The sequence below is a fragment of the Ramlibacter tataouinensis TTB310 genome (assembly GCF_000215705.1).
Classification (GTDB): Bacteria; Pseudomonadota; Gammaproteobacteria; order Burkholderiales; family Burkholderiaceae_C; genus Ramlibacter; species Ramlibacter tataouinensis.
Map to the genome: position 1 here is coordinate 2,988,576 of NC_015677.1, position 17,222 is coordinate 3,005,797.

Annotated in this window: 16 protein-coding genes; 13 read left to right on the forward strand and 3 right to left on the reverse strand. The window is 68.5% G+C overall.

What is annotated here, in order from left to right; all coding sequences use genetic code 11:
- Positions 1-20 precede the first annotated feature (20 nt).
- Genes RTA_RS14360 through RTA_RS14370 form a run of 3 tightly spaced genes read right to left on the reverse strand, consistent with a single transcriptional unit; the run spans position 21 to position 2,717 of the window.
- Positions 21-644 (reverse strand): hypothetical protein, encoded by a 624-nt coding sequence (locus RTA_RS14360; RefSeq protein ID WP_013902138.1) that lies wholly within the window; start codon positions 642-644, stop codon positions 21-23.
- A gap of 20 nt (positions 645-664) precedes the next feature.
- Positions 665-1,723: an HpcH/HpaI aldolase/citrate lyase family protein gene (locus RTA_RS14365; protein ID WP_041675612.1), complete on the reverse strand. Its 1,059-nt coding sequence runs from the start codon at positions 1,721-1,723 to the stop codon at positions 665-667.
- Between the two features lie 7 nt (positions 1,724-1,730).
- Positions 1,731-2,717, reverse strand: coding sequence for a malate dehydrogenase (locus tag RTA_RS14370; protein WP_013902140.1), 987 nt, complete (start codon positions 2,715-2,717; stop codon positions 1,731-1,733).
- Positions 2,718-2,874: 157 nt separating this feature from the next.
- On the opposite strand from RTA_RS14370, the gene RTA_RS14375 reads away from it, so the two are divergent.
- The 13 genes from RTA_RS14375 (at position 2,875) to RTA_RS21375 (ending at position 17,207) form a co-directional block, all read left to right on the forward strand.
- Positions 2,875-3,642 (forward strand): GntR family transcriptional regulator, encoded by a 768-nt coding sequence (locus RTA_RS14375; protein WP_013902141.1) that lies wholly within the window; start codon positions 2,875-2,877, stop codon positions 3,640-3,642.
- Positions 3,643-3,721: 79 nt separating this feature from the next.
- Positions 3,722-4,168 carry a succinate dehydrogenase, cytochrome b556 subunit gene (gene sdhC / locus RTA_RS14380; RefSeq protein ID WP_013902142.1) on the forward strand — a complete coding sequence of 149 codons (447 nt, stop codon included), beginning with the start codon at positions 3,722-3,724 and terminating at the stop codon, positions 4,166-4,168.
- A gap of 16 nt (positions 4,169-4,184) precedes the next feature.
- Positions 4,185-4,550 carry a succinate dehydrogenase, hydrophobic membrane anchor protein gene (gene sdhD, locus RTA_RS14385; protein WP_013902143.1) on the forward strand — a complete coding sequence of 122 codons (366 nt, stop codon included), beginning with the start codon at positions 4,185-4,187 and terminating at the stop codon, positions 4,548-4,550.
- A 3-nt stretch (positions 4,551-4,553) separates the two neighbouring features.
- A complete protein-coding gene (gene sdhA / locus RTA_RS14390) occupies positions 4,554-6,362 on the forward strand; it encodes a succinate dehydrogenase flavoprotein subunit (protein WP_013902144.1) in 1,809 nt (602 codons plus the stop codon).
- A 70-nt stretch (positions 6,363-6,432) separates the two neighbouring features.
- Positions 6,433-7,137, forward strand: coding sequence for a succinate dehydrogenase iron-sulfur subunit (locus tag RTA_RS14395; protein WP_013902145.1), 705 nt, complete (start codon positions 6,433-6,435; stop codon positions 7,135-7,137).
- Between the two features lie 6 nt (positions 7,138-7,143).
- Positions 7,144-7,407, forward strand: a complete 264-nt coding sequence (locus tag RTA_RS14400) for an FAD assembly factor SdhE (protein WP_013902146.1) — start codon at positions 7,144-7,146, stop codon at positions 7,405-7,407.
- A gap of 25 nt (positions 7,408-7,432) precedes the next feature.
- A complete protein-coding gene (gltA, locus tag RTA_RS14405; protein WP_013902147.1) occupies positions 7,433-8,743 on the forward strand; it encodes a citrate synthase in 1,311 nt (436 codons plus the stop codon).
- A 150-nt stretch (positions 8,744-8,893) separates the two neighbouring features.
- Positions 8,894-9,817, forward strand: a complete 924-nt coding sequence (locus RTA_RS14410; protein WP_226986079.1) for a LysR family transcriptional regulator — start codon at positions 8,894-8,896, stop codon at positions 9,815-9,817.
- A 29-nt stretch (positions 9,818-9,846) separates the two neighbouring features.
- Positions 9,847-11,298 carry a 3-isopropylmalate dehydratase large subunit gene (leuC, locus tag RTA_RS14415; protein ID WP_013902149.1) on the forward strand — a complete coding sequence of 484 codons (1,452 nt, stop codon included), beginning with the start codon at positions 9,847-9,849 and terminating at the stop codon, positions 11,296-11,298.
- 24 nt (positions 11,299-11,322) lie between these two features.
- Positions 11,323-11,973 carry a 3-isopropylmalate dehydratase small subunit gene (gene leuD / locus RTA_RS14420; protein ID WP_013902150.1) on the forward strand — a complete coding sequence of 217 codons (651 nt, stop codon included), beginning with the start codon at positions 11,323-11,325 and terminating at the stop codon, positions 11,971-11,973.
- 25 nt (positions 11,974-11,998) lie between these two features.
- Entirely contained in the window at positions 11,999-13,096 is a 1,098-nt protein-coding gene (gene leuB, locus RTA_RS14425) for a 3-isopropylmalate dehydrogenase (protein WP_013902151.1), read from the forward strand.
- A 79-nt stretch (positions 13,097-13,175) separates the two neighbouring features.
- On the forward strand, positions 13,176-14,324 hold the full coding sequence (gene asd, locus RTA_RS14430; RefSeq protein ID WP_013902152.1) for an aspartate-semialdehyde dehydrogenase: 1,149 nt from the start codon (positions 13,176-13,178) through the stop codon (positions 14,322-14,324).
- A 186-nt stretch (positions 14,325-14,510) separates the two neighbouring features.
- Positions 14,511-17,207 carry a FimV/HubP family polar landmark protein gene (locus tag RTA_RS21375; RefSeq protein WP_143763089.1) on the forward strand — a complete coding sequence of 899 codons (2,697 nt, stop codon included), beginning with the start codon at positions 14,511-14,513 and terminating at the stop codon, positions 17,205-17,207.
- Positions 17,208-17,222 lie beyond the last annotated feature (15 nt).

Sequence of the window (17,222 nt, forward strand, 5' to 3'; positions counted from 1 at the left end):
GTTCGTTCTGCGAATCAGGCTCAACGGGCCGGTGTCGAGGGAGCGGCCGCGCCGCCGCCAGGCGCCGCCTCGGCCGGCGTAGCGGATGCGGCAGGTGCCGGGGCATCGAGGATGCTGGGCAGCGGGTTCTTCTTGAGGGCCTCGGCGTAGGTCACCTGCTGCGGGCTCTGGCACTCGTCGGCCAGGCGCTGGCCGAGCTTCTGGCTCATCAGCATGGACTTGTTGCCCAGCTGCAGCCACATCGCACCGCGCTTGGGGTCTTCCAGGCGGATGGCGCCGGTGCGGCTTTCTACCGGGTGCATGCGGAAGCGGTGGTTGCGGGTACTCACCAGGAAGAAGCCTTCGCGCTTCGTCGGCGTGATCTTCACGGCCGCGCCCAGCTCGCAGGGGATGTCGCCCACGTAGACGTTCCTGGCCACGGCCAGGTCGGCCTCGCTGAGCTGGATGCCGGGGTCGTCGTCGATGGGCGTGTTTTCTTCCACGGCCTTGCGCGCCGAGCGGGCCAGCCGCGGCTTGGCTTCCGGCTTGGCGGCCGGTTTGGCGGCGGCGGGCTTGGCAGCCCCCGCGGCCGGGGCTTGGGCCGGGGCCTGGGCGAATGCCAGCACGGGCGCCAGCACGAACAAGGATGCGATCACGGTCTTCATGGCTCAGGGTCCCTTGAAATTCAATGGTGCGGCGGCTGGAACCAGTGCCGCACCTCGCCGGGCAAGGCCCGGCCGGTCTGGTGCGCCCGCTCCAGCAGCTGCCAGTGGTAACGGTAGCTCGCCCGGTCTTCCAGCTTGCCGTCGAAGGCGATCGGCGCCCAGTCGGCACGGGCCGCCGCCACGACGATCTGCGCCGCACGCTCGATGTCCTGCTGCTGCGGCGCGAAGGCCTCCAGCACGATGCGCACCTGGTCCGGATGGATGCTCCACATGCGCGTGTAGCCGAACTCGCGCGCGGCCCGCTGCGCCGCCGCACGGAATGCGGCTGCGTCCTTGATCTCGGTGACCACGCAGTGCGAAGGCACCTTGCCGTGCGCATGGCAGGCGGTCGCGATCTCCAGCTTGGCCCGCACCACCAGCGGGTGCGTGAACTGCCCCTGCACGCCCATGGCCTCGGCGGCTATGGCGCCGCCATGGGCCGACACGAAGTCCATCAGGCCGAAGCTGAGCGACTGGATGCGCGGGTGCGCGGCGATGTCGAAGGCGCGGTGCAGCGCCGCCGGGGACTCGACCAGCGCGTGCAGGGGCAGCCGGGGCGCGCCGGCTGCATCAAGCGCCCGGGCGGCCTGCTCCACGTCCTGCACGGACTCGGCCTTGGGCAGCATGACATGGCACAGGCGCTGGCCGGCGCGGCCGACCACGGTCTCGACGTCGGCGGCGAAGGCGGGATGGTCTGCTGGATGGATGCGAACCGCCACCCGGGCGCCGGGTGCGGCGCCCAGCGCCAGCTCGGCCACCAGCGCGGCGTGCTCGGCCTCGCCGCCCACCGGGGCGCCGTCCTCGCAATCCAGGGTGACGTCGAACACGCAGGCGCCGAACTCCTGCGCCATCTCGGCCTGCAGCTGCAGGCTCTTGCGCATGCGCGCCTCCACGCCGCTGTAGTGGTCGCACACCGGGATGGAGCCGGTGCGCGCCTGCGCGCCGAGGAGGATCTCGCGTGGACTGGGGGCTGCGGCTCCGGGCCCGCCTGCGCGGGCCTGGACGGCCCCCAGGCCCGATGCCTCTGGCGTCGGGTTCACTTCGCGGTCACAGCAGGTGCGCGACGCCCGCCTGCTCGTCCTGCAGTTCCTTGAGCGTCTTGTTGATCCGCTCCTGGCTGAAGGCGTCGATCTCCAGGCCCTTGACGATCTCGTACTTGCCGCCCTGGGTGGTGACCGGGAAGCCGAACATGACGTCCTTGGGGATGCCGTACTCGCCGTTGGAGGGCACGCCCATGGTCACCCACTTGCCGCTGCTGCCCAGCACCCAGTCGCGCATGTGGTCGATGGCGGCGTTGGCGGCCGAGGCCGCCGAGGACAGGCCGCGCGCCTCGATGATGGCGGCGCCGCGCTTGCCCACGGTGGGCAGGAACACGTTGGCGTTCCACTCCTGGTCGTTGATCATGTCCTTGACGCTCTTGCCGTTCACGGTGGCGAAGCGGTAGTCGGCGTACATGGTGGGCGAGTGGTTGCCCCACACGGTGAGCTTCTCGATCTCGCCGACCTTGGTGCCGGTCTTGGCCGCCACCTGGCTCAGGGCGCGGTTGTGGTCCAGGCGCAGCATGGCGGTGAAGTTCTCGCGCGGCAGCGAGGGCGCGCTCTTCATCGCGATGTAGGCGTTGGTGTTGGCCGGGTTGCCCACCACCAGCACCTTGACGTTGCGGCTGGCGACGGCGTCCAGCGCCTTGCCTTGGCCGATGAAGATCTTCCCGTTGATGGACAGCAGTTCGGCCCGCTCCATGCCCTGCTTGCGAGGCATCGAGCCCACCAGCAGCGCATAGTCGGTGTCCTTGAAGGCCGTCATCGGGTCGCCGTGGGCCTCCATGCCGGCCAGCAGCGGGAAGGCGCAGTCCTCCAGCTCCATCATCACGCCCTTGAGCGCCTTCTGGGGACCTTCCGCCGGCACTTCCAGCAGCTGCAGGATCACCGGCTGGTCCTTGCCCAGCATCTCGCCCGAGGCGATGCGAAACAGCAGGGCATAACCGATCTGGCCGGCGGCGCCGGTGACGGCCACGCGGACGGGCTTCTTGCTCATGGGGAAATCTCCGGATGGATGGTTGACAACGGCGTCGGCCCGGCGGCGGCGCGGCCGCGGCACTTGGCGAAAACAGGGCGGCAGTTTACCCGCGATCCAGGCAGCGGGTCAATTTGTCTTATGTCTTATATAAGATATGATCGGCCACCGTTTCCCCATGGCCACCACCCTGCCCTCCCCTGCCGACGCCGAGGCGCCCACGCCGGCCTTCAGCCCGCTCTACCAGCAGATCAAGGGGCTGATCCTGCAGAGCCTGCAGGCCGGCGAATGGAGGCCCGGCGAGGCCATCCCCAGCGAGATGGAGCTGGCAGCGCGCTTTCGCGTGAGCCAGGGCACGGTGCGCAAGGCGATCGACGAGCTGGCCGCCGACAACCTGGTGGTGCGGCGCCAGGGCAAGGGCACCTTCGTCGCCACGCATGCCGAGCGGCAGGTGCAGTACCGCTTCCTCAAGCTCATGCCCGACACCGGCGACCAGGCCACCGAGGGACCGGCCGAGCGCCGGGTGCTGGACTGCCGGCGCATGCGCTCCACCGCCGAGGTGGCCCGGGCGCTCGCGCTGCGCAGCGGCGACGCGGTGGTGCAGGTGCGGCGCACGCTGGCCTTCGGCGGCACGCCCACCATCCTGGAGGAGCTGTGGCTGCCGGGCAATGCCTTCAAGGGCATCACGGCCGAGCAGATGGCCGGCTACCACGGGCCGACCTACGCGATGTTCGAGCTGGAGTTCGGCGTGCGCATGGTGCGGGCCGAGGAGAAGATCCGCGCCGTCGCGGCCGATGCCGCCGCCGCCGGGCTGCTGCAGGTGCCGGCGGGCAGCCCGCTGCTGAGCGTGGAGCGGGTGGCCTTCACCTACAACGACGTGCCGATGGAACTGCGCCGCGGCTTGTACCGCACCGACACACACCATTACCGCAACGACCTCAGTTAGGCGGGCGCGAATGGCCTACCGTGCCCGTGTGTCTGCTGCGTTGCAATAGAATTTTGGGTTGTTACGAAAGCTACTCCCTATGACAGAGCTTGCCAGTGGCCTGAAGAAGAAAAGGCCCGAATTCCGCAACATCAACGCGTTCAAGGACCTCACCACCTACCGCCTTCCGGCACCCGGCTGGGTTTCCATCCTGCACCGCATCAGCGGCGTGCTGATGTTCGTGCTGCTGCCCCTGGTGTTCTGGATGTTCGACACCTCCGTCTCGTCCGAGCTGTCCTTCATGCGCTTCAAAGCCGCCTTCGAGGGCGGCCTTGGCTTCGTGCCGGGCTGGTTCTTCAAGCTGGTGGTGCTGGGCCTGATCTGGGCCTACCTGCACCACTTCATCGCCGGGGTGCGCCACGTGTGGATGGACGTGAGCCACAAGGCGGTGAGCAAGTCCTTCGGCGGCAAGTCGGCCAAGTTCGTGCTCGTGTCCAGCATCGTGCTCACCGTGCTGCTCGGCGCCAAGCTGTTCGGCCTGTACTGACATCAGGAGCAAAACAATGGCTGTGAATTACGGCTCCAAGCGCGTCGTCGTCGGCGCCCACTACGGCATGCGCGACTGGCTCAGCCAGCGCGTGACCGCGGTGCTGATGGCCCTCTTCACCGTGGTGGTGCTGGCCCAGCTGGTCTTCTTCCGCGGCCCCATCGGCTACGACAAGTGGGCGGGCATCTTCGCGCCGCAGTGGATGAAGGTGCTGACCTTCGCCACCGTCATCGGCCTGCTCTACCACGTCTGGGTGGGCATGCGCGACGTGCTGATGGACTACATCAAGCCGGTCGGCCTGCGCCTGGCGCTGCAGATCTTCGTCATCGTCTGGCTGGTCGGCTGCGTCGGCTGGGCCGTCCAGGTCCTCTGGAGAATTTGAGCCATGCCCTACTCCGCCAAGAACATCACCAAACGCAAGTTCGACGTCGTCATCGTCGGCGCCGGCGGCTCCGGCATGCGCGCCTCGCTGCAGCTGTCGCGCGCCGGCCTGAACGTGGCCGTGCTGACCAAGGTCTTCCCCACCCGCTCGCACACCGTGGCGGCGCAGGGCGGCATCGGCGCGTCCCTGGGCAACATGTCCGAGGACAACTGGCACTACCACTTCTACGACACCGTCAAGGGCTCGGACTGGCTGGGCGACCAGGACGCCATCGAGTTCATGTGCCGCGAAGCGCCCAAGGTCGTGTACGACCTGGAGCACATGGGCATGCCGTTCGACCGCAACCCCGACGGCACCATCTACCAGCGCCCCTTTGGCGGCCACACTGCCAACTACGGCGAGAAGCCGGTGCAGCGCGCCTGCGCCGCGGCCGACCGCACCGGCCACGCCATGCTGCACACGCTGTACCAGCAGAACGTCAAGGCGCGCACCAGCTTCTTCGTCGAGTGGATGGCGCTGGACCTGATCCGCGACGCCGAGGGCGACGTGGTGGGCGTCACCGCCATCGAGATGGAGACCGGCGACCTGCACATCCTGGAAGCCAAGACCACGCTGCTGGCCACCGGCGGCGCCGGCCGCATCTTCGCCGCGTCCACCAACGCCTTCATCAACACCGGTGACGGCCTGGGCATGGCGGCGCGCGCCGGCATCCCGCTGGAGGACATGGAGTTCTGGCAGTTCCACCCCACCGGCGTGGCCGGCGCGGGCGTGCTGCTGACCGAGGGCTGCCGCGGCGAAGGCGCCATCCTGCTCAACAGCAATGGCGAGCGCTTCATGGAGCGCTACGCGCCCACCCTCAAGGATCTGGCGCCGCGCGACTTCGTCTCCCGCGCCATGGATCAGGAGATCAAGGAAGGCCGGGGCTGCGGTCCCAACAAGGACTACGTGCTGCTCAAGCTGGACCACCTGGGCGCCGAGACCATCCACAAGCGCCTGCCCTCGGTCTACGAGATCGGCGTCAACTTCGCCAACGTCGACATCACCCGCGAACCCATCCCGGTGGTGCCCACCATCCACTACCAGATGGGCGGCATCCCCACCAACGTCAACGGCCAGGTGGTGGTGCAGACGCGCGAGAGCCACAACGCGGTGGTGGGCGGCCTGTACGCGGTGGGCGAATGCTCCTGCGTCAGCGTGCACGGCGCCAACCGCCTGGGCACCAACTCGCTGCTGGACCTGCTGGTGTTCGGCCGCGCGGCAGGCAACCACATCGCCGAGTTCAACGAGAAGAACCGCGAGCACAAGCCCCTGCCCGCCGACGCCGCCGACCGCACGCTGGAGCGGCTGGCACGCCTGGACGGTGCCAGCACCGGCGAGTACGCGCAGGACGTGGCCAACGACATCCGCTCGACCATGCAGCGGCATGCGGGCGTGTTCCGCACCCAGGCCAGCATGGACGAGGGCGTGCGCAGGATCGCCGAGATCCGCCAGCGGGTCGGCGCTATCGCGCTCAAGGACAAGTCCATGGTGTTCAACACCGCGCGCATCGAGGCACTGGAGGTGGAGAACCTGATCGAGTGCGCCCAGTCCACCATGGTGTCGGCGGCAGCGCGCAAGGAGTGCCGCGGCGCCCATTCCGTCAGCGACTACGAGCGCCCGTCCGACGACCCGGTGGCACCGATGGGCCGCAACGACGCCGAGTGGATGAAGCACAGCCTGTGGCACAGCCAGACCAACAGCCTGACCTACAAGCCGGTCAACCTCAAGCCGCTGACGGTGGAGTCGGTGCCGCCCAAGGTGCGCACGTTCTGAAGGCAGCTACGTTCTCCTACGTACTACCGAAACGCACACCCGGCACCCAGATCCGAGCCAGAGACCTCCCATGCAAAAACGCACCTTCCAGATCTACCGCTACGACCCGGACAGGGACGCCAAGCCGTACATGCAGACCGTCGAGATCGAGCTCGACGGCAACGAGCGCATGCTGCTGGACGCCCTGATGAAGCTCAAGGCCCAGGACCCCACGCTGTCGTTCCGCCGCTCCTGCCGCGAAGGCGTGTGCGGCTCCGATGCCATGAACATCAACGGCAAGAACGGCCTGGCCTGCCTGACCAACATGCTGACGCTCAAGGGCACCATCGTCCTGAAGCCGCTGCCCGGCCTGCCGGTCATCCGCGACCTGATCGTGGACATGACGCAGTTCTTCAAGCAGTACCACTCCATCAAGCCCTACCTGGTCAACGACAGCATCCCGCCCGAGAAGGAGCGCCTGCAGTCGCCCGAGGAGCGAGAGGAGCTCAACGGCCTGTACGAGTGCATCCTGTGCGCCAGCTGCTCGACCAGCTGCCCCAGCTTCTGGTGGAACCCCGACAAGTTCGTCGGCCCGGCCGGCCTGCTGCAGGCCTACCGTTTCATCGCCGACAGCCGCGACCAGGCCACGGCCGAGCGATTGGACAACCTGGAAGACCCCTATCGGTTGTTCCGTTGCCATACCATCATGAATTGCACCGACGTGTGTCCCAAGGGGCTGAACCCGACGATGGCCATCGGCAAGATCAAGGAATTGATGGTGCGCCGCGCCGTCTGAGACGGTATGACCCCGGACATCCTGGATGAGCACGAGATCGGCAAGCTGCGGTGGCGGTGCCGCCGCGGCCTGCTGGAGAACGATCTCATCCTGGAGCGATTCTTCCAGCGCCACGCGGCGAACCTGACGGCCCGGCAGGCCCAGGCACTGGAGCACCTGATGCAGCTGCCGGACAACGACCTGCTGGACCTGCTGCTGCGTCGCAAGGAGCCTGAGGGCGAATGGGCCTATCCCGAACTGCGGGATTTGCTGGACCTGCTGCGCAGCTGATGAACGAACACGTGAAGGAAAACTGATGAAACTCGCCGACACCAAAGCCACCCTGTCGTTCTCCAGCGGCAGCCCCAGCGTCGAGCTGCCCGTGTATTCCGGCACGGTCGGCCCGCAGGTCATCGACATCCGCAAGCTGTACGCGCAGACCGGGATGTTCACCTACGACCCCGGCTTCCTGTCCACCGCCGCCTGCCAGTCGTCCATCACCTACATCGACGGCGACAAGGGCGAGCTGCTGTACCGCGGCTACCCCATCGAGCAGCTGGCGACCCAGTGCGACTTCCTGGACACCTGCTACCTGCTGCTGTACGGCGAGCTGCCCAACGCCGAGCAGAAGCAGAAGTTCGACCGCAACGTGACCATCCACACCATGGTCAACGAGCAGATGCAGTTCTTCCTGCGCGGCTTCCGCCGCGACGCGCACCCGATGGCGGTGATGACCGGCCTGGTGGGCGCGCTGTCGGCCTTCTATCACGACAGCACCGACATCAACAACCCGGAGCACCGCGAGATCTCGGCCATCCGCCTCATCGCCAAGATGCCCACGCTGGTCGCCATGGCCTACAAGTACAGCGCCGGCCAGCCCTACATCTATCCGAAGAACTCGCTGTCCTACACCGGGAACTTCATGCGCATGATGTTCGGCACGCCGTGCGAGGAGTACGAGCCCAACGACGTGCTGGTGCGCGCCATGGACCGCATCTTCATCCTGCACGCCGACCACGAGCAGAACGCCTCGACCTCCACGGTGCGGCTGTGCGGCAGCTCCGGCACCAACCCGTTTGCCGCCATCGCGGCCGGCGTGGCCTGCCTGTGGGGCCCGGCGCACGGCGGCGCCAACGAGGCGGCGCTGAACATGCTGCATGAGATCCAGAAGAACGGCGGCGTCGACAAGATCGGCGAGTTCATCAAGCAGGTGAAGGACAAGAACTCCGGCATCAAGCTGATGGGCTTCGGCCACCGCGTGTACAAGAACTACGACCCGCGCGCCAAGCTGATGCAGGAGACCTGCAAGGAAGTGCTGGGCGAGCTGGGCCTGGAGAACGACCCGCTGTTCAAGCTGGCCATGGCGCTGGAGAAGATCGCGCTGGAGGACGAGTACTTCGTCTCGCGCAAGCTCTACCCGAACGTGGACTTCTACTCGGGCATCGTGCAGCGCGCCATCGGCATCCCGGTCAGCCTGTTCACCGCCATCTTCGCGCTGGCCCGCACGGTGGGCTGGATCGCCCAGCTCAACGAGATGATCAGCGACCCCGAGTACAAGATCGGCCGTCCGCGCCAGCTGTACGACGGCGCCACCCGGCGCGACATCAAGCCCATCGCCCAGCGCTGAGCAGGGGCGCACCGGCACCAGGAGCCCGCTTCGGCGGGCTTTCTTTCGTCCCCGCCGGCCGACGCCCCACCCATCGCCATTGGCGAAGACCCGGCTTCCTTGCCGCCGGATAATCGCGGACGCCATCGCCGGATGCGATGGCTCTGCTCCATGGACCGCAGCTTCGCCCGCCGCCTCGACCTCACTTCGCTGCAGCTGTTCGTGGCCGTGTGCGAGCACGGCTCGATCGGCCGCGCGGCCGAGCACGAGTTCATCGCCGCCTCGGCCGTGAGCAAGCGGCTGTCGGACCTGGAAGCCATCCTGGAGACCCCGCTGCTGTACCGCCACACGCGCGGCGTGAGCCTGACGCCGGCCGGCGAAAGCCTGCTGCACCATGCGCGCTCGGTGCTGTTCAGCCTGGAGAAGATGCAGGGCGAGCTCAGCGAGTACGCCCAGGGTGTGCGCGGCCACGTGCGCATCCACGCCAACATCTCGGCCATCGTGCAGTTCCTGCCGGAGGACCTGGCCGGTTTCATAGCCCGCCACCAGCAGGTGAAGATCGACCTGGAGGAGCACGTCAGCGCCGAGGTGATCCGCGCCGTGCAGGAAGGCGACGCCGACATCGGCGTGTGCAACCCGCAGGCCATCATGGCCGAGCTGCAGACCCGCCCCTACCGCCAGGACCGCCTGATGCTGGTGGTGCCACGCGGCCACCCGCTGGGCGCGCGGCCCGAGGTGCGCTTCGCGGACACGCTGGATGAGGACCACGTCGGGCTGCACAGCAACAGCGCGCTGTACCTGGCCATGCGGCGCGCCGCCGCCGCGGCCGGCCGCAGCATCAAGCTGCGCATCCAGGTCACCGGGCTGGACGCCATGTGCCGCATGATCCACAACCGCCTGGGCGTCGGGCTGGTGCCGCACCGCGCCTTCGAGCTGCTGCGCGCCGTCGGCGACCTGCAGGCCGTGCCGCTGGCCGATGACTGGGCGGTGCGCGACATCCAGCTGGTGGCCCGCGATTTCGCCGCCCTGCCCGTCACCGCCCGCCAGCTGGTGGACCATTTGTGCCGCCCGGCTGCGGGCAATGCCCACCGATAGAATTTCCCTTCTTCCCAAGGACAAGCGCCATGCCCCGCACGCTGTACGACAAGATCTGGGACGAGCACGTCGTCCATACCGAGGAGGACGGCACCGCCGTCCTCTACATCGACCGCCACCTGGTGCACGAGGTCACCAGCCCGCAGGCTTTCGAGGGGCTGCGCGAGACCGGCCGCAAGGTCTGGCGCATCAGCTCTGTCGTTGCCACGGCCGACCACAACACGCCCACCACCGGCTGGGAGCGCGGCTACGACGGCATCGACGATCCCGTCAGCAAGGAGCAGGTGACCACGCTGGACCGGAACATCGGCGAGTTCGGCGCGGCGGCCTACTTCCCCTTCCTGTCCAAGCGCCAGGGCATCGTGCACGTGATCGGCCCCGAGCAGGGCGCGACCCTGCCGGGCATGACCGTGGTGTGCGGCGACTCGCACACCTCCACGCACGGCGCCTTCGGCGCCCTGGCGCACGGCATCGGCACCAGCGAGGTGGAGCACGTGCTGGCCACCCAGACCCTGCTGGCCAAGAAGGCCAGGAACCTGCTGATCAAGGTGGAGGGCCAGCTGGCGCGCGGGGTGACCGCCAAGGATGTGGTGCTGGCCATCATCGGCCGCATCGGCACCGCCGGCGGCACCGGTTACACCATCGAATTCGCCGGCTCGGCCATCCGCTCGCTGAGCATGGAAGGCCGCATGACGGTGTGCAACATGGCGATCGAAGCCGGCGCCCGCGCCGGCCTGGTTGCGGTCGACGACAAGACCATCGAGTACCTGAAGGGTCGGCCGCTGGCGCCGGGATTCGATGCGAAGACCGGCAGGTTTTCGGGCGGCGCCGAATGGAACCAGGCCGTGGCCTACTGGCGCACCCTGCAATCCGACCCCGACGCCAAGTGGGACGCGGTGGTCGAGCTCGACGGCACGCACATCGTCCCCCAGGTCACCTGGGGCACCTCGCCGGAGATGGTGCTCGGGGTGGACGCGCGCGTGCCCGACCCCGAGCGGGAGAAGGACGCCAACAAGCGCGCCGCCATCGAGCGGGCGCTGACCTACATGGGCCTGGAGCCGGGCAAGCCCCTGGACGACATCCATGTGGACAAGGTCTTCATCGGCTCGTGCACCAACAGCCGCATCGAGGACATGCGGGAGGCCGCGGCCGTGGTCAAGCGCCTGGGCCAGAAGGTGGCCAGGAACGTGCGCCTGGCCCTGGTCGTGCCCGGCTCGGGCGTGGTGAAGGAGCAGGCCGAGCGCGAAGGCCTGCACGAGATATTCAAGGCGGCCGGTTTCGAATGGCGCGAGCCCGGCTGCTCCATGTGCCTGGCGATGAACGCCGACCGGCTGGAGCCGGGCGAGCGCTGCGCCTCCACCAGCAACCGCAACTTCGAAGGCCGCCAGGGCGCCGGCGGGCGCACCCACCTGGTCAGCCCCGCCATGGCCGCCGCCGCCGCGGTGCATGGGCATTTCGTGGACATCCGGCAGTTCGCCTGACGCGCGCCCCTACCAAGGATCCCCATGGACAAGTTCACCGTGCACAAGGGGCTCGCGGCCCCGATGGACCGCGAGAACGTCGACACCGACGCCATCATCCCCAAGCAGTTCCTCAAGTCGATCCGCAAGACCGGCTTCGGGCCCAACCTGTTCGACGAATGGCGCTACCTGGACCCCGGCTACCCCGGCCAAGACCCGGCCAGCCGCAAGCCGAATCCCGATTTCGTGCTGAACCAGCCGCGCTACCAGGGCGCCTCCATCCTGCTGGCGCGGCGCAACTTCGGCTGCGGCTCCTCGCGCGAGCACGCGCCCTGGGCGCTGGAGCAGTACGGCTTTCGCAGCATCATCGCGCCCAGCTTCGCCGACATCTTCTTCAACAACTGCTTCAAGAACGGCGTGCTGCCCATCGTGCTGCCCGAACCCGTGGTGAGCCAGCTGTTCGACGAGGTGTACGCCTTTCCCGGCTACCAGCTGACCGTCGACCTGGAGCGCCAGAAGGTGGTCAAGCCGCAGGGCGAGGAGATCGCCTTCGAGGTGCAGCCCTTCCGCAAGTACTGCCTGATCAACGGCTTCGACGACATCGGCCTGACGCTGCGGCACAAGGACAAGATCCAGGCCTTCGAGAAGGAGCGCCTGGCGAGCAAGCCCTGGCTGGCGCACACCCTGGCAGGCTGATCCGCCCCAACCGAGAAAAAGACACATGAAGATCGCAGTCCTGCCGGGCGACGGCATCGGCACCGAGATCGTGGCGGAGGCCGTCAAGGTCCTGCGTGCGCTGGACCTGAGGTTCGAGATGGAGACCGCGCCCGTGGGCGGCGCGGCCTACGAGGCCCAGGGCCATCCTCTGCCCGAGGCCACGCTCCAGCTCGCCAGGCAGGCCGACGCCATCCTGTTCGGCGCCGTGGGCGACTGGAAGTACGACAAGCTCGAGCGCCAGCTCCGCCCCGAGCAGGCCATCCTGGGGCTGCGCAAGCACCTGGGGCTGTTCGCCAACTTCCGCCCGGCCATCTGTTACGAGCAGCTGACGCACGCCTCCAGCCTCAAGCCCGAGCTGGTGGCCGGCCTGGACATCCTGATCATCCGAGAGCTCACCGGCGACATCTACTTCGGCCAGCCGCGCGGACGCCGCCAGGCGCCCGACGGCCACTTCCCCGGTGCCGAGGAGGCCTTCGACACCATGCGCTACACGCGGCCGGAGATCGAGCGCATCGCCCACGTCGCCTTCCAGGCTGCGCGCAAGCGCAGCAGGCGGGTGACCAGCGTCGACAAGGCCAACGTGCTGGAGACCTTCCAGCTGTGGAAGGACGTGGTCACCGAGGTCGGCAAGAGGTACCCGGATGTCGCGCTGGACCACATATACGTGGACAACGCCGCCATGCAGCTGGTCAAGGCCCCCAAGAAGTTCGACGTGGTGGTGACCGGCAACATGTTCGGCGACATCCTGTCGGACGAGGCGGCCATGCTCACCGGCTCCATCGGCATGCTGCCCTCGGCCAGCCTGAACGCCGGCAACCAGGGCCTGTACGAGCCCAGCCACGGCAGCGCGCCCGACATCGCCGGCCAGGGCGTCGCCAACCCTTTGGCTACAATACTTTCCGCCGCCATGATGCTCCGCTACTCCCTGAACCAGCCCGAGGCCGCCGACCGGATCGAGTCGGCGGTCCAGCACGTGCTGGCGCAGGGCCTGCGCACGGCGGACATCTGGTCCCAAGGCACCACCAAGGTCGGCACCCGCCAGATGGGCGATGCCGTCGTGGCCGCGATCACCTCCACCAAGAAAACCATTACCAAGGGCTAGCAGCTCCGGTTCGTCGCGCGCCTGCCCCGGGCTCCTGACGAGCCGGGGGACACAGGATTCACTTGAAAGGCGTATGACGATGGCACTCTCCAAGGCACAACAACCGCTGGTCGGCCTGGTCGGCTGGCGCGGCATGGTCGGCTCGGTCCTGATGGACCGCATGCAGGCCGAAGGCGACTTCGGGCTGATCGAGCCGGTGTTCTTCTCCACCTCCAACGCCGGGGGCAAGGCGCCGGCCCAGGCGAAGAACGAGACCGCGCTGAAGGACGCCTTCGACGTCGAGGCGCTCAGGAAGTGCGACATCGTCATCACGGCCCAGGGCGGCGACTACACCACGGAAGTGTTCCCCAAGCTGCGCGCGGCAGGCTGGACCGGCCACTGGATCGACGCGGCCTCCACGCTGCGCATGAAGGACGACGCGGTCATCATCCTGGACCCGGTCAACATGCCCGTGATCAGGAACGCCCTGGTCAAGGGCGGGCGCAACTGGATCGGCGGCAACTGCACCGTCAGCTGCATGCTGATGGGCGTGGGCGCGCTCTACAAGGCGGGGCTGGTCGAGTGGATGAGCAGCATGACCTACCAGGCCGCTTCCGGCGGCGGGGCGCAGCACATGCGCGAGTTGCTGACCCAGTTCGGCTCGCTCAACGCCGAGGTGCGTTCCCTGCTGGATGACCCCAAGTCCGCCATCCTGGAGATCGACCGCAGGATCCTGGCGCGCCAGCAGTCCATGTCGGCGCACGAGACCGAGCACTTCGGCGTGCCGCTGGGCGGCTCGCTGATCCCCTGGATCGACAAGGACCTGGGCGGTGGCGTGTCGCGCGAGGAGTGGAAGGCCGGCGCCGAGACCAACAAGATCCTCGGCCAGGGCGCGGGTTTCGGCACGGCAGCTGTTCCGGTCGACGGGTTCTGCGTGCGCGTGGGCGCGATGCGCTGCCACAGCCAGGCGCTCACCTTCAAGCTCAGGAAGGATGTGCCGCTCGCCGACATCGAGGCGATGATCTCTGCGGACAATGAATGGGTGCGCGTGGTCCCCAACACGCGCGAGGCCACGCTGGAAGACCTGACGCCGGTGGCCGTCACCGGCACGCTGGGCATTCCGGTGGGGCGCCTGCGCAAGATGGCAATGGGTCCGGAGTACCTCGGCGCCTTCACCATCGGCGACCAGCTGCTGTGGGGTGCTGCCGAGCCGCTGCGCCGCATGCTGCGCATCCTGCTGGCTGCCTGATCGGCAGCACTTCGACACGCACAGCAGCGAGTCGTTACAGCACGTTGCCCGACCACAACATCAATTGCTGAGTAAGTGCGTGCTCGCGCCCACGCCTGAAGTTAAAACATGTCTCAGCTTGTCACCCTAATTCATTGATGTTATGGTCCTTTTAGCAAATCAAGTCCCGAGGCGATGGTCCGCATGATGAGAAGAAAACTGCCTGCATTCCGAGCAGTGGGGGCCCCCAAACCGACGAAAAGACCGAGCTGGCAAGCCACTGCGCTGGCCATTGCTGCCACCGTTGCGCTGGGCCTTCCCGTTTCGGAAGCGCATGCCCTCGCACTGGGTCGGGTGACCGTCCAGTCCGCATTGGGCGAGCCGCTGCGGGCGGACATCGATCTGCCCCAGATCAATGCGCAAGAGCTCGAAAGCCTCAAGACCAATCTGGCCTCGCCCGAGGCCTTCCGGGCCGCCGGCCTGGAGTACAACCAAGCCTTGGGCGCCTTGCAGATCGACCTGCAGCGCCGCCCCGACGGCAGTTACTTCCTGCGGCTGACCAGCGACCGGCCGGTCAATGAGCCGTTTGTTGACCTGATCCTGGAAGCCAGCTGGGCCTCGGGTCGCATCGTGCGTGACTACACGATGCTGTTCGATCCCCCCAACCTGCGGCAGCCCGCAGCGCCCATGACGGCGCAAGTCTCGCCGGCGGCGCCCGTCCCTGCACCGGCTGTGGAGGCCGCCGTGCCGGCACCCGCGCCCGCGGCCCCTTCCCCGGCCGACAGTGCCGCGACTGCCGTCGCCGCCGCACCGGTGCCGACGGCCCCCGCGCCGGAAGCGCCCGCCTCGGAGACTTCCGTCGCCACAGCCCCGGTTCCGGAGCCTGCCATTGCCGCCGCCCCCGTCCCGGAGCCCGCCGAAGCCGCCGCCCCCGCCCCGGAAATCCCTGCCCCACCCCCCCCTGCCCCTGCCGAGAACCAGCCCGGCGGCGACGCCCGCAAGGTCACCGTGCAAAGCGGTGACACGGCCGGCCGCATCGCATCCGCCTACAAGCCGGCCACGGTCTCGCTGGATCAGATGCTGTTGGCCTTGCTGCGCAACAATCCGGACGCCTTCATGGGCGGCAACATGAATCGGCTGCGTACCGGCGCTGTGCTGGAAGTGCCCACCGCCGAGCAGGCCGCCGCCATCTCCGCGGCCGAGGCGCGCCAGACGCTGGTGGCGCAGAGCCGCGACTTCAACGAATTCCGCCGCCGCCTGGCAGAGAGCCTGCCCACGGCTCCGGTCGCGGCCGCCGACCGCCAGGCGTCGGGCAGTGTCCAGGCCCAGGTCGAGGAGAAGAAGCCGGCCGCCACCGCACCCGACAAGCTCACGCTGTCCAAGGGCGCGGTCCAGGGTCGGACCGGCGAGGACAAGATCGCCCGCGACAAGGCCGCGCAGGACGCCACCGCCCGCGTCGCCGAGCTGGACAAGAACATCGCCGAGCTGAATCGGCTGGGCACGGCCACCGTGGCAAGCGCGGGCGGCACCGCCGCCGCCGGCGCAGCCGCTGCCACGCCGTCCGCCAGTGCGGCCCGTCCGGCGGCTCCCGCGCTGGGCCCCACGATTGCCGCGGGCAACGCGCCCAGCGCGGCCGCATCCGCGCCCGCTCCCGCAACGCCGGCCCCTGCTGCTGCGGCAGCCGCTTCCGCGACCCAAGCGACGGCGAGCGCCCCGGCCGCGACGGCTTCCGCGCCTTCGCCGGCCGTTGCCGCCGCGCCCGCCGCCAAGCCGGTGCTGCCGCGACCCGCTGCGCCCGCGCCGACGCCCGAGCCCCACCTGCTGGAGGATCTGCTCGAAAACCCGGTCGTGCCGGCCGCGGCCGGCGGCCTGCTGGCCCTGCTGCTGGGTCTGGGCTTCTATCGCGCCCGCCGGCGCAAGAAGGCGTCGCAAGTAGACAGTTCTTTTTTGGAGAGCCGGCTTCAGCCGGACTCCTTTTTCGGAGCGAGCGGCGGCCAACGCATAGACACCACTGACAGCAGCAGCGCAGCCGGCTCGTCCATGGTCTACTCGCCCAGCCAGCTGGACGCGGCGGGCGACGTGGACCCGGTGGCCGAGGCGGACGTGTACCTCGCCTACGGCCGCGACCTGCAGGCCGAGGAAATCCTCAAGGAGGCCCTGCGGACCAGCCCGCAGCGGGTGGCCATCCATGCCAAGCTGCTGGAGATCTACGCCAAGCGGCGTGACACCAAGGCGTTCGAAGTGGTGGCCTCCGAGGCCTACAACCTGACCCGCGGCCAGGGCCCCGAATGGCACCACATCTGCGAACTGGGTCAGGAACTGGACGCCGGCAACCCGCTGTACGGACCGGGCGGCCAGCCCGGCGCCGCGGCACCTGCTGCACCGGTGGCAGCAGCCCCCGCCCCCAGCTTGAGCAGTTCGGCCACCCAGCCCATGCCCCTGGCTGCGGCCGTGCCCCCTGGCATGGACGTCGACCTGGATCTGGACTTTTCGCTGGGCGACGAGGCGCCGGCACCCGCACCTGCACCCAGCCCCGTGCGCGCCCAGCGGGCCGCTCCTCCGCCGGTGATCGTGCCGCCGGCGCCCGCGCGTGCTGCCGAGGCGCCTGCTGCCAAGCCGGCAGGCGACATGATCGAGTTCGACCTGGGTGCCTTGTCGCTGGACCTGGACACGCCCCCTCCGGCCGCCAAGCCGTCAGCCAAACCGGCAGCCAGTGCTGCAGCACCGGCGTCCGCCCTGCCGGCCGACAGCGATGACCCGCTGGTGACCAAGCTGGCGCTGGCGCAGGAGTTCAACGCCATCGGCGATCCGGACGGCGCACGCAGCCTGGCCGAAGAGGTGCTGGCCGAGGCCTCCGGCGACCTGAAGCACCGCGCCCAGCGCTTCCTCGCCGAGATCGGCTGATCCCGGCCGGTCCCC